Raw genomic sequence first — 13076 nt, forward strand, 5'->3', positions numbered from 1 at the left:
CGACCCGGAACCCCAGCATGAAGCATCCCCTCACCCGCAGCGCCTGCGCCGCGCGCGACGCGGCCGACCCGCTGGCGCCGCTGCGAGGCCAGTTCGACCTGCCCCCCGGCGTCATCTACCTGGACGGCAACTCCCTGGGGGTTCTGCCCGCGGCCACCGCGGAACGCGTGCGGCAGGTGATCACCGACGAATGGGGCCGCGGCCTGATCCGCAGCTGGAACGACGCGGCCTGGATCGACCTGCCGCGCCGCGTGGGCGACAAGATCGCCCGCCTGGTGGGCGCGCGCGCGGGCGAACTGGTGGTGGCGGACTCCACCTCGGTGAACCTGTACAAGGTGCTGAGCGCGGCGCTGCGCATCGCGCAGGAGCAGCCGGATGCGCGCGCGCGCAAGGTGGTGCTGTCCGAGCGCAGCAACTTCCCCACCGACCTGTACATCGCCCAGTCCCTGGTCGAGCAGCGGGGCATGCGCCTGGAATTGCTGGACATCGACCAGATCCCGCAGCGCCTGGGCGAGGACGTGGCGGTGCTGATGCTCACCCAGGTCAACTACCGCACCGGGCGCATGGCCGACATGGCCGCGCTCACCGCGCAGGCCCACGCGGCGGGCGCGCTGGCCTTGTGGGACCTGGCGCACTCGGCCGGCGCGGTTCCCGTGGACCTGCACGGCGCGGACGCGGATTTCGCGGTGGGCTGCGGCTACAAGTACCTCAACGGCGGCCCCGGCGCACCCGCCTTCTGCTGGGTGCACCCGCGCCACGTGGATCGTTTCCGGCAACCGCTGTCGGGCTGGATGGGGCATGCGGCGCCCTTCGTGTTCCAGCCCGGCTACGAACCCGCGCCGGGCATCGCCCGCTACCTGTGCGGCACGCCGCCGGTGCTGGGCATGGCGGCGCTGGAATGCGGCGTGGACACCGTGCTGGCCGCCGAAGCCCTGGGCGGCATGCCGGCGCTGCGCGCGAAGTCGGTGGAACTGGGCGAGCTGTTCATCGACCTGGTGCGCGAGCGCCTGGCCGGCAGCGGCCTGCGCCCCTTCGGCCCCGAGCAGGCCGCGCGGCGCGGCAGCCAGGTCTCGCTGGCGGTGCCCGCCGACGGGTCCATCGACGGCTACGCGCTGATGCAGGCGTTGATCGAAGGCGGCGTGATCGGCGACTACCGCGCCGGCGACGGCAGCGCGGAGCACCCGCACCTGCTGCGCTTCGGCTTCACCCCGCTGTACCTGCGATTCGTCGACGTGTTCGACGCCGTGCAGCGTCTCGCCGAGCTGCTCGAATCCGGGGCCTGGCGCGAAGCCCGTTTCGCGCGCAAGGCCGCGGTCACCTGAACCCCAGCCGGACGGAGTCCTTGCGATGAGCTGCCCCCACCACGATGCCGCCGCGCCCTCGCGCGGCGAGGCCGTCGTCGCCGCCGAAGGCGCGCAACTCGATTTCTCGCGCGACATGAGCTATGGCGACTACCTGCTGCTCGACCGCCTGCTCGACGCGCAGCGCCCGCTGTCGCCCGAACACGACGAGATGCTGTTCATCGTGCAGCACCAGACCTCGGAGCTGTGGATGAAGCTGCTGCTGCACGAACTGCACGCGGCCTGCGATCACCTGGCGCGCGACGTGCTGCCTCCGGCCTTCAAGATGATGGCCCGGGTGTCCAAGATCCTCGAGCAGCTGGTGCATGCCTGGGACGTGCTGGCGACGATGACCCCGCCCGAATACACGGCGATCCGTCCCTACCTGGGCCATTCCAGCGGTTTCCAGAGCTGGCAGTACCGCTGCATCGAGTTCGCGCTGGGCAACAAGAACCGCGCCATGCTGCAGCCCCACGCGCACCGCCCCGAGCTGCTCGCGCGGGTGGAGGCCGCATGGCGCGCGCCCAGCCTGTACGACCAGGCGCTGCGCCTGCTGGCGCGCCGCGGCATTGCCGTGCCGCCCGAGGCCGTCGAGCGCGACTGGACCCAGCCCTACGCCGCGAACCCCCAGGTGGAGGCCGCCTGGCTGCAGGTGTACCGCGACCCGCAGGCCTGGTGGGATCTGTACCAGCTGGGCGAGAAGCTCGCCGACATCGAGGACGCCATGCGCCTGTGGCGCTTCCGGCACGTGACCACGGTCGAGCGCGTGATCGGCTTCAAGCGCGGAACCGGAGGCACCGGCGGGGTCAGCTACCTGCGCAAGATGCTCGACACCGTACTGTTCCCGGAGATCTGGAGCCTGCGCACCCAGCTGTGAGGGGCGCGGCGCGGGCGCGGCTCAGGCGGCGCCCTGCCCCGGCTCGGCGCGGTTGCGCATCCAGTCGGCGGTGCCGCCGAAGGCTTGCTGCAGGCGCGCGCCCAGGGTCTCGTCGACCCCCTCCTCGCGCATGGCCTGGCGCATGCAGTCCAGCCAGGCGTCGCGCTCGGCCACGCCGATGGCGTAGGGAAAATGCCGCATGCGCAGGCGCGGGTGGCCGAACTGCTGCTGGTACAGGTCGGGGCCGCCGAGCCAGCCGCTGAGGAACCAGAACAGCTTGTCGCGGGAGCCTTCCAGCGTGGTGGGGTGGAGCGCGCGCAGCGCGGCGAAGCGCGGCTCCAGGTCCATCAGGTCGTAGAAGCGATCCACCAGCGCGCGCACGCCGCGCTCGCCGCCGAGTTGTTCATAGGGCGTGGGGCCTTGGGCCTGGTCTTCGGAGGACATCGGTGCGCGGGAGTCGGTGAACAGGGAGGGAATTGTCGCGCGCGGCGCATGCGCGGCGTTGCGCGAGGTCAAGGCAAGGCCTGCTGTCGCGGGAAGTCTCAATCGGCGGCGCGCAGCAGGCGCAGCGGCGGCACCCGCAGCACCCGCCGCAGGCTCAGCCAGCCCACGGCCAGCGCCAGCAGCGCGCCGCCCAGCAGGCCGGCGGGCAGCCAGGCGGGCGACGGAACCCAGGCGAACTCGAACACCTTGCGCGCCAGCAGCCAGGCCGCGGCCATGGCGCCGGCGGCGCCGAGCAGCCCCGCGAGCGCGCCCGCGAGCAGAAGTTCGGCGGCCATGACCCGGCGCAGCAGCCCGTCGGAGGCGCCGAGCACGCGCCACAGCGCGGTCTCGCGCTCGCGCTCGCGGCGCCCGATGAACAGGCAGGCCACCAGCACGGTCAGGCCGGCGCCCAGCGCGAAGGCGAACAGCCACTGCACCGCCGTGCCCACCTGCACAAGCAGGTGGCGCAACTGGGCCAGCAGTTCGGCCAGGTCGATGATGGTGATGTCCGGGAAACGCCGCCCCAGATCCGCATCCAGCGCGGGCGGGGCCTCGGCCCCCTCGTGGAAGGCGGCCAGGTAGGTGAAGGGCTGGCGCTCCAGCATCGCGCGCGGCGCCAGCACGAAGAAGTTGGCATGCATGGAGGCCCAGTCCACCTTGCGCAGGCTGCCGATGCGCGCGTCCAGCGTGCCGCCGGCGATGTCGAAGCGCAGGCGGTCGCCCAGTTTCAGGCCCAGCGTGGAGGCGATGCCCTGGTCCACCGAAAGCTCGCCACCGCGGGGCCCCGCGGTGGCGGCCCAGCGGCCGGCCACGATGCGGTTGTTCGCCGGCAGCGACTGCGCGGTGGACAGGTTGAACTCGCGGTCGATCAAGCGGCGCGCGCGTTCGTCGTGGTAGTCGCGCCCGAACACCGCGCGGCCGTTCACCGCCACCAGGCGCGCGCGCACCATCGGGTACCAGTCGTAGCCCCGGATGCCCGCCTGCGCCAGCGCCGCGCGGAAGGCCGGCCCCTGCGCGGGCTGCACGTTGATGACGAAGCGGTCGGGCGCGTTGGCGGGCAGCGAGGCCTGCCAGCCCGCGAGCAGGCCGTCGCGCAGCATGCCCACCAGCAGCAACGCCATCAGCGCCAGGCCCAGCGCGGTGATCTGCGCCACCGCGCCCCAGCCCCGCGCGCCCAGCTGGCGCGCCGCCAGCGCGGCCGCGCCGCGCCCGCGCTCGCCGGCCGCGCGCAGCAGGGGCATCAGCGCCCACGAAGCCGCGGCCAGCAGCGCGGCGGCCGCGGCGAAGGCGCCCAGCGCGATCCAGCCCAGCCAGCCGCGCCCGCCCAGCAGCAGGCAGACCAGCGCGAACAGCGCCAGGCCGGCGGCCCCGAGCAGGCGCGCCGCGCCCCCCGCCGCCACGGCCTCGCGGCGCAGCACCCGCAGCGGGGGCACGCCGGCCAGGCGCAGCAGCGCCGGCAGCGCAAAGGCCAGCAGCAGGCTGCCCATGCTCAGCAGCGCCAGCGCGGCCGGCTGCCAGCCGGGCGGACCCAGCTGGCCGGCATCCACCAGGCGATGCAGCAGGCCCAGCAACAGGGCCTGCAGGCCCAGGCCCGCCAGGCTGCCCAGCAGCGCGGCGCTGAGTCCCAGCAATGCGAGTTCCGCGCCCACCAGGGCCAGCACGCCGCGCCGCGGCATGCCCAGCGCCTTGAGCAGGGCGACCACCTGCTGGCGCCGGCGCGAGAAATCCTGCGCCGCCACCGCCACGGCCACCGCGGCGAGCAGCGCCGCCAGCAGCGCCACCAGGCGCAGGTAGTCGGCGCCGCGCTGCAGGTTGCGGTCGAAGCCGTTGCCCGCCGCGTCCGGCGCGCTCAGGTGCAGGCCGCGCAGCGCCTCCCCGGTGATGCGCGCGCGCGCCCACGCGGCGTAGGCGTCGACGGCCGGCTGGGGTCCCACCAGCGCCAGCGCGTATTCCACGCGGCTGGCCGGCTGGATCAGCCCGGTGGAGTCCAGGTCGGCCTGGTTGAGCATCACCCGCGGCGCCAGCCCGGGGATGCCGGCCCCGCGGTCGGGTTCGCCGGTCACCAGCGCGGCGATGCGCAGGCTGCGCTGGCCGAGCAGGATCGGGCCCTGCGGCGGCGCGCCCAGGCGCTGCGCCAGTCGCGGCGACACCCAGACGGTTCCGGGACTCGGGATCGGCGTGGCCGGCAAGGCCTCTCCGGGTCGCACCGGGCGCAGCGTGACGTGCCCCAGCAGCGGATAGCCCGGCCCCACCACCTTCACCGCGACCAGTTGGGTGCGCCCCTGCGCGCCCGGGCCGAGGGCCATGCTGGCGAACAGTTCGCTGTGCGCCATGCGCAGGCCCAGTGCACGCGCACGCTGCTCGAAGGGCGCCGGCAGCGGATGGTCGCCGCGCAGCAGCAACTGGCCGCCGAGCAGTTGCGCGGCGTCGCGCTGCAGGCCGGCGTGCAGGCGCTGCGCGACGAAGCCCACGCCCGACAAGGCGGTGGCCGCCAGCACCAGCGCCAGCCAGATCAGGCCCATCTGCGCGGAGCGCAGTTCGGCCAGCAACAGGGATGCGAAGCCGCGGGCGCGCATCGCCGGCCGCCCCGCCTCAGGCCGCCAGGTCGGTCTGGAACACCCGGCCCGCGTGCTCGCGCAGCGCGTGGAAGGACACCTGCGGCCAGCGCTCCTGCAGCACGCGCAGCTCCGCGGCGTGGGTCAGCAGCACGGCCGGCGCGTCGACCACGTCGTAGGCGATGCGGTGGGCGTTCTCGTCGATGAAGCGCTTGAGGTCGCGCTCGTCGTCGCAGTGGATCCAGCGCGCCACGCGGTACGGCGTGGACCCCAGGCGCGCGGCCACGTTGTATTCGCCGCTGAGCCGGTGCAGCACCACGTCGAACTGCAGCGCGCCCACCGCGCCGAGCAGCAGGCTGCCGCTGAAATGCGGGCGGAACACCTGGATCGCGCCCTCCTCGCCCAGTTGCATCAGGCCCGTGCGCAACTGCTTGCTGCGCAGCGGGTCGGCGATCTCCACGGCCTGGAACAGTTCCGGCGCGAAAAACGGCAGGCCCGTGAACTGCAGGTTCTCGCCCTCGGTGAGGCTGTCGCCCAAGCGCAGCGTGCCGTGGTTGGGAATGCCGATGATGTCCCCGGCCCAGGCTTCCTCGAGCAGCTCGCGGCGCTGGGACATGAAGGCCACCACCGTGTTCGGGCGGATCTCCTTGCCGCTGCGCCCGACGCGCAGGCGCATGCCGCGGGTGAAGCGCCCGGAACACACGCGCACGAAGGCGATGCGGTCGCGGTGGGCCGGATCCATGTTGGCCTGGATCTTGAACACCACGCCGCTGAAGCGCGATTCGTCCGGCTGCACCACGCGTTGCACCGCGGGGCGCGGTTGCGGCGGGGGCGCCAGGTCCACCAGCGCGTCGAGCACCTCGCGCACGCCGAAGTTGTTGATGGCCGAGCCGAAGAACAGCGGCGACTGGCGCCCGGCGCGGAAGGCCTGCGGGTCGAGTTCGGCCGTGGCCTCGTGCAGCAGTTCCAGCTCCTCGCTGGCCTGCGCGTGCTCGGGACCGAAGCGCTCGGCCAGTTGCGGGTTGTCCAGGCCGTCGATGACCTCGTCGTCGGTGTCGTCCAGGCGGTCCTCGCCGGCGCGGAACACGCGCATGCGCTGCAGGCGCAGGTCCAGCACGCCGTGGAAGTTCTTGCCCATGCCCACCGGCCAGCTCAGCGGCACGGCGTCCATGCCCAGATGGCGCTCGATCTCGTCCATCAGGTCCAGCGGGGCGCGCACCTCGCGGTCCATCTTGTTGACGAAGGTGATGATCGGCGTGTTGCGCGCGCGGCAGACCTCCAGCAGGCGCAGGGTCTGCGCCTCCACGCCGTTGGCCGCGTCGATGACCATCAAGGCCGCGTCCACCGCGGTGAGCACGCGGTAGGTGTCCTCGGAGAAGTCCTGGTGCCCGGGGGTGTCGAGCAGGTTGATGACGCAGTCGCGCCATTCCATCTGCATCACCGAAGAGGCCACCGAGATGCCCCGCTGCTTCTCGATTTCCATCCAGTCCGAGGTCGCATGGCGGCTGGCCTTGCGCGCCTTCACCGAACCGGCGATCTGGATCGCTCCCGAGAACAGCAGGAGCTTTTCCGTCAAGGTGGTCTTGCCGGCGTCGGGGTGGGAAATGATGGCGAAGGTTCTCCTGCGCCGGATTGCATCGGGGTTCGCGCCGCTCGACATGCGAAATCCTCTCCTGGGCATCGCGCCCCCGCCCTAGCGCGCGCGCGGCCATGCACGGCCGCCGGCAATGCGGGGGAACCGCTCAGTATAAACCCGGCCGTGCGCCCGCGTGCGGCGGCCCGGCCACTATGCCACCCGGCTCGCCATCCGCCCCGATCCCGCCGCCAGCCCGCCCGCCGCGGTCCGCAGCGCTTCCAGCGCGCGGGCTTCCAGCCAGGCTCGCAGCGCCGGCATCGGCGTACCCGCCTGCGCCGCCTCCTGCAGCAGGCGTTCGGCGTCGTGCCAGTCTCCCAGCTGGGTCTGCAGCGACGCGGCCAGCTTGCCGGCATGCTGCTGGCGCTGGCGCGACCCGTGCTGCAGCAGCCCGGCCATGCGCTCGGCCGACAGGCGCAGGCGCTTGGAGGCGATGCGCAGCGCGTGCAGGCGCGCCGCCGCCTCGCCCTGCGGCGGCTGCCCGTCCGCGGCGGCCCGCAACGCACCGGCGCAGGCGCGCGCAGCCGCGCGCCAGGCCCGGGAATCATCGCGCAGCGCGCGCGCCGCCAGGCGCCGCAAGGCTCCGCGCCCGCGCTCGGCCTCGGCGTGCGGGCCCCCGCGCCTCGCGGGCTCGCGCTGCGCCGTGCACGCGCTGCACCGGCCCAACGCCAGCAGCAGGCGCCCGAAGCGAGCGCTCCCAAGATAGGCGCACAGCGCGGCGCGGTGCTGCGTGCGCTGCGTCTCGATGCGCTGGGCCAGCACCGCGGCCTGCGCCGCCGCATCCACCTCGATGCTCTCGACCTGGCGCAGCAGGTGCAGCGCCACGTCGGCGTCGCGCACCAGACCGGCGAGCTGATGCGCCCAGCGCAGTTCGGCGCGCAGCCAGCGCGCGGCCTGCGCGCCCAGTTGCGGGGCCAGCCAGCGCAGCGCGGTACGCAGTCGCCGCAGCACCACGCGGAACTGGTGCACGTCGCGCTCCTCGTCGGCCGAGCCGATGCGCTCCGACCACACCGCGAGCTGCGCGCAGGCCGTCAGCAGCCAATCCTGCGCGGCCTGGCGCAGCGTGGCGCCGCGCGCCAGCGCTCCGGGCTCCGGCAGCGCCCGTGGGCGTTCGCCGGCCAGCAGCGCGGCCGCGCGCCGAGCCTTGTCCACCGGGCTCAGGCGCAGTGCCAGGTCCTGCGCCAGGGTCCAGGCCAGATCCCAGGCCGGCTCCAGCGTCCCGTCCAGCACCTCGAGCTCGAGTTCGCACAGCGCCGTATCGGCCATGCCATCCCCGCGCCGCGCCTGGCAGACCCCGCGGTCCAGGGCCAGTTCGATGCGCGCCCCGTTCCATTCCAGCTGCCAGGTGTCGCGTTCGAAGCGCGTACCGAAGCGCGGCTCCAGGTGCCGGCGCAGCTCCCGCGCATCCAGCCCGAGTCCGTCGGCGGCGCCGCCCAGCGCGGTGGCGCGCAGCGCATGGCGCAGGTCGCGCGGCCCCAGGCCGCCGGCCGCGCTGCTGTCCAGCGCCCGCCACTCCCATTCGCTGCGTTCGGCCCCCAGCGCGTCGGCGCCGCGCGCCTTCACCGTGACCACGCTGCCGCCCGCGGCATCGCGCACGCGCAGCACCATGCCCGCCGCGCCCAGATCCAGTTCCGGCGTATCGAAATACCAGCTCTGCAACAGTTCCCGCCGCGGCGCTCCCGCCAGCAGCAGCAAGGCATGCCCCTCGACCGCCCGCGCCGTGTCCTCCGACACCGAAAACTTGAGCTCCCGCTCCACCCCCATGGTCGCCTCCCCGTCGCAACCCGGACATTGTGCCCACCCCTACCGGCCCCCACCTTGCGCCGGCGCAAGCACCATCCTCGCAACCGCACCCAAACGCCCGCGGCAGCCACCTCGCACGAGCGGCAGCCGCGGCCGAGGGAGCCGTCACCCTCCCCCGCCTGAAAGCCTCACTTCCACGCACCCCGCCCCGCTGCCCAGAGCACACCCGCCGCAGGGCCGCCCCAAGGCGGGGTGCGTCCCCCTCGGGGGGACGGAGCGGGGGCCGCCCCCCGCGACGGAGGGGGCAACCTACATCCCCACGTAGTTCGGCCCGCCGCCGCCCTCGGGCGCGACCCAGACGATGTTCTGGGTGGGATCCTTGATGTCGCAGGTCTTGCAGTGCACGCAGTTCTGCGCGTTGATCTGCAGGCGCTCGCCGCCGCCTTCGGCCGGCACGAACTCGTACACGCCGGCAGGGCAATAGCGCTGCTCGGGCCCGGCGTAGCGGGCCAGGTTCACCGACACGGGAACCGAGGCGTCGCGCAGCGTGAGGTGCGCGGGCTGGTTCTCCTCGTGGTTGGTGTTGCTCAGGAACACCGAGGACAGGCGGTCGAAGCTGACCCTGCCGTCGGGCTTGGGGTAGTCGATGCGCGGCATGGCCTCGGCCGGCTGCAGCGCCTTGTAGTCCGGCTCGGTGCGGTGCAGGGTCCAGGGCACGCGCCCGCCGAGCAGCAGCTGCTCGACGCCGGTCATCAGCGTGCCGACGGTGCGTCCCTTCTTGAACCACTGCTTGAAATTGCGCGCGCGGTGCAGTTCCTCGTGCAGCCACGAGGACTCGAAGGCCCGCGGGTAGGCCTCCAGCAGGTCGGCACGGCGGTCGGCCGCCACCGCCGGCGCGATGGCCTCGGCGGCCAGCATGCCCGACTTGATGGCCGCGTGGCTGCCCTTGATACGCGAGGCGTTGAGAAAACCCGCCTCGCAGCCCACCAGGCAGCCGCCCGGAAACACCAGGCGCGGCAGCGACAGCAGGCCGCCGGCGGTCAGCGCGCGGGCGCCGTAGCCGATGCGCTTGCCGCTTTCGAGCATCGGGCGGATCGACGGATGGGTCTTGAAGCGCTGGAATTCCTCGAAGGGGCTGAGCCAGGGGTTGCGATAGTCCAGCCCCACCACCAGGCCCACCGTCACCTTGCGCTCGTCCAGGTGGTAGAGGAAGGCGCCTCCGTAGGTGCGGCTGTCCAGCGGCCAGCCGGCGGCGTGCATCACCAGCCCGGGCTGGGCCTGCTCCGCGGGGACTTCCCACAGTTCCTTGATGCCGATGGCGTAGGTCTGCGGATCACGCCCTTCGTCGAGCTTGTAGCGCGCGATGAGCTCGCGCCCCAGCTGGCCGCGCGCGCCCTCGGCGAACACGGTGTAGCGGGCCTGCAGTTCCATGCCCAGCTGGAAGGAGCCGCCGGGCTCGCCGTCCTTGCCCACGCCCTGGTTGCCGGTGGCCACGCCGCGCACCGCGCCGGCCTCGTCGAACAGCAGCTCGGCGGCTGCGAAGCCGGAGAAGATCTCCACGCCCAGCGCCTCGGCCTGCTGCGCCAGCCAGCGCGTGAGCTCGCCCAGGCTGATCACGTAGTTGCCATGGTTGCGAAAGCAGGCCGGCTGCAGCGCGGCGGGCACCGCGCGGTGGCCGCTCTCGTTGAGGAACCAGAACAGGTCCTCGGTGACCGGCTGGCGCAGCGGAGCCCCCTGCTGCTGCCAGTCGGGCAGCAGCTCGCCCAGCGCACGCGGGTCCATCACGGCGCCCGACAGGATGTGCGCGCCGGGCTCGGAGCCCTTCTCCAGCACGCACACCGAAATCTCGCTGCCGGACTGCGCGGCGAGTTGCTTGAGCCGGATGGCGGTGGCCAGGCCGGCCGGGCCGGCTCCGGCGATCACCACGTCGTATTCCATGGCCTCTCGGGGCCCGTACTGCTGAAGCCACTGCTCCGGGGTTGGCATTCGAGTCTCCGTCGTCGTGTTCGTGTCGTGGAGCGCATTGTAGGGGGCCGCACGAATAATAGAACGATCGTTCTATTTTAATCCCCGCCGCCGCCCGGATCGGCCGCCAGCTCGGACGCCAACGCCGCGTCGAGCCCCCACGCGCGCAACGCCTCGGCGTCGGCCTGCACGGGGCGCCGCGGCAGGGGCGCCGGGGTGGCGCCGAAGCGTGGCGCGGGCGCGGCCTGGCGCACGCCGCCCAGGTCCACGAAGGCGCCGCGCGCCGCGTGGTGCGGGTGGCGCGGCGCCTCGTCGAAGTCCAGCACCGGGCTCACGCAGGCCTCGCTGCCGGCGAAGAGCTCGCACCAGGCCTCGCGGCTGCGCGTGGCGAACACCGCCGCGAGGCGTTGCCGGCGCTGCGGCCACAGCGCGCACTCGTGCTGGCCCTCGAACTCGGCCGGGTCGAGGCCCAGGCCGCGCAGCAGGCGCTCGTGGAATTCCGGCTCGATCGCGCCGACGGCCACGTGGCGCCCGTCGGCGCAGGCATAGGTGGCGTAGAAGTAGGCGCCGCCGTCGAGCAGGTTGTCGCCGCGCCGGCCGTTCCAGCTGCCCATGGCGCGCAGGGTGTGGATCATCGAGCCCAGCAGCGCGCAGCCCTCGGCCATCGCCGCGTCCACCACCTGGCCCTGCCCGGTGGCGCGGGCGTGGGTCAGCGCGGCGAGCACGCCGAAGGCCAGCATCATGCCGCCGGCACCGCCGTCGGCCACCAGGTTCAGCGGCACCACGGGCTTGCCGCCGGGCTCGCCGATCGCGTGCAGCATGCCCGACAGCGCCAGGTAGTTGATGTCGTGCCCGGCGCTGGCGGCCAGGGGCCCGTGCTGGCCCCAGCCGGTCATGCGCGCGTACACCAGGCGCGGGTTGCTCCGCAGGCAGTCCTCCGGGCCCAGCCCCAGGCGTTCCATGACTCCGGGGCGGAAACCCTCGATCAGCACCTCGGCGCCCTCGGCCAGGCGGCGCGCCGCCTGCAGTTCGCGCGCCTGCTTGAGGTCCAGGCGCAGCACGCGCCGGTTGCGGCGCAGCACGTCCCGCTCCGGCTCGAACACCGCCTGCGCGCCCCGCCCCGGCGGCGCCGCGCGCTCGATGCTCAGCACCTGCGCGCCCAGGTCGGCCAGCAGCATGGCCCCCAGCGGCGCCGGGCCCAGCGCGGCGAACTCCAGCACGCGCAGGCCCTGCAGCGGGCCGCCCGAGGCCATGGCGCTCAGGCCTCGGCGATGGCACGCCCGATGAGCATGCGCTGGATGTCGTTGGCGCCTTCGTAGATCTGGCACACGCGGACGTCGCGATAGATGCGCTCCACCGGGAAGTCCGCCACGTAGCCGTAGCCGCCGTGGATCTGGATGGCGTCGGAGCACACCGACTCGGCCATCTCGGAGGCGTACATCTTGGCCATCGAGGCCTCCTTCAGGCAGGGCTTGCCGGCGTCGCGCAGCATCGCGGCGCGCCACACCAGCAATCGCGCGGCGTCCAGGCGCGTGGCCATGTCGGCCAGGCGAAAGCTCACCGCCTGGTGCTCGATCAGGGTGCTGCCGAAGGACTTGCGCTGGCGCGCATAGTCCACCGCCGCCTCGAAGGCCGCGCGCGCCATGCCCACCGATTGCGCGGCGATGCCGATGCGCCCGGCTTCCAGGTTGGACAGGGCGATGCGGTAGCCCTCGCCGGGGCGGCCCAGCAGCGCGGAGTCGGGCACGCGGCAATCCTCGAACACGATCTGCGCGGTGTCGGAGGCATGCTGGCCCATCTTGTCCTCCAGGCGGGCGACCACGTAGCCGGGCGTGGAGGTGGGCACCAGGAAGGCCGAGATGCCGCGCTTGCCGGCGGCCTTGTCGGTGACCGCGATGACGATGGCCACGTCGGCATGCTTGCCGGTGGTGATGAACTGCTTGACTCCGCGCAGTACCCAGGAGTCGCCGTCGCGCTCGGCGCGGGTGCTGATGGCCGCGGCGTCGGAGCCGGTGTGCGGCTCGGTCAGGCAAAAGCATCCCAGGGCCTCGCCACGCGCGAGAGGCTTGAGCCACTGCTCGCGCTGCGCCTCGCTGCCGAAGCGCTGGGTGATGCCGCAGGCCAGTGAATTCTGCACGCTGACGATGGTCGAGGTGGCGCCGTCGCCGGCGGCGATCTCCTCCAGCATGAGCACCAGGCTCATGGTGTCCAGGCCCGCGCCGCCCCACTCCTCGGGCACGGTCACGCCCATCGCGCCGAGCTGCCCGAGCTCGCGCAAGGCCTCGCGCGGGAAGCGGCGCTCGCGGTCCCACTGGGCGGCGAAAGGGGCCAGGCGCTCGCGCGCGAAATCGCGCATCGAGTCGCGGATCATTTCCTGTTCGGCTGTCAGCATCATGGTGGTCGTTCCGGCGGATGGACAGGCGCCGCCGCCCGCGTCCCGGTCGGACAGGGCGGCGCGCCGCCGCGGCGGGTGGCCGCGA

At 73.4% G+C, this 13076-nt stretch carries 9 protein-coding genes; 2 read left to right on the forward strand and 7 right to left on the reverse strand.

The annotated features are described in order from the left end of the window. Positions 1–17 precede the first annotated feature (17 nt). Positions 18–1322, forward strand: a complete 1305-nt coding sequence (gene kynU, locus D466_RS0107555; RefSeq protein ID WP_018913108.1) for a kynureninase — start codon at positions 18–20, stop codon at positions 1320–1322. 25 nt (positions 1323–1347) lie between these two features. Further along, positions 1348–2217 (forward strand): tryptophan 2,3-dioxygenase, encoded by an 870-nt coding sequence (gene kynA, locus D466_RS0107560; protein WP_018913109.1) that lies wholly within the window; start codon positions 1348–1350, stop codon positions 2215–2217. A gap of 21 nt (positions 2218–2238) precedes the next feature. On the opposite strand, the gene D466_RS0107565 is transcribed toward kynA, so the two are convergent. The 7 genes from D466_RS0107565 to D466_RS0107595 form a co-directional block, all read right to left on the reverse strand. Then, positions 2239–2661, reverse strand: a complete 423-nt coding sequence (locus D466_RS0107565; protein WP_038165658.1) for a group II truncated hemoglobin — start codon at positions 2659–2661, stop codon at positions 2239–2241. A 98-nt stretch (positions 2662–2759) separates the two neighbouring features. Then, positions 2760–5276 carry an ABC transporter permease gene (locus D466_RS0107570; RefSeq protein ID WP_018913111.1) on the reverse strand — a complete coding sequence of 839 codons (2517 nt, stop codon included), beginning with the start codon at positions 5274–5276 and terminating at the stop codon, positions 2760–2762. A 16-nt stretch (positions 5277–5292) separates the two neighbouring features. Then, positions 5293–6915: a peptide chain release factor 3 gene (locus D466_RS0107575; RefSeq protein WP_018913112.1), complete on the reverse strand. Its 1623-nt coding sequence runs from the start codon at positions 6913–6915 to the stop codon at positions 5293–5295. A 126-nt stretch (positions 6916–7041) separates the two neighbouring features. Then, positions 7042–8652, reverse strand: coding sequence for a CHAD domain-containing protein (locus tag D466_RS0107580; RefSeq protein ID WP_018913113.1), 1611 nt, complete (start codon positions 8650–8652; stop codon positions 7042–7044). Positions 8653–8940: 288 nt separating this feature from the next. After that, positions 8941–10617, reverse strand: a complete 1677-nt coding sequence (locus tag D466_RS0107585; RefSeq protein ID WP_026285011.1) for an electron transfer flavoprotein-ubiquinone oxidoreductase — start codon at positions 10615–10617, stop codon at positions 8941–8943. Positions 10618–10694: 77 nt separating this feature from the next. Next, on the reverse strand, positions 10695–11849 hold the full coding sequence (locus D466_RS0107590; protein WP_018913115.1) for a CaiB/BaiF CoA-transferase family protein: 1155 nt from the start codon (positions 11847–11849) through the stop codon (positions 10695–10697). A gap of 5 nt (positions 11850–11854) precedes the next feature. After that, entirely contained in the window at positions 11855–12991 is a 1137-nt protein-coding gene (locus D466_RS0107595; RefSeq protein WP_018913116.1) for an acyl-CoA dehydrogenase family protein, read from the reverse strand. Between the last annotated feature and the right edge of the window lie 85 nt (positions 12992–13076).

The sequence above is a fragment of the Thiomonas sp. FB-6 genome, assembly GCF_000377645.1.
In the GTDB taxonomy this organism is placed as follows: Bacteria; Pseudomonadota; Gammaproteobacteria; order Burkholderiales; family Burkholderiaceae_C; genus Thiomonas_A.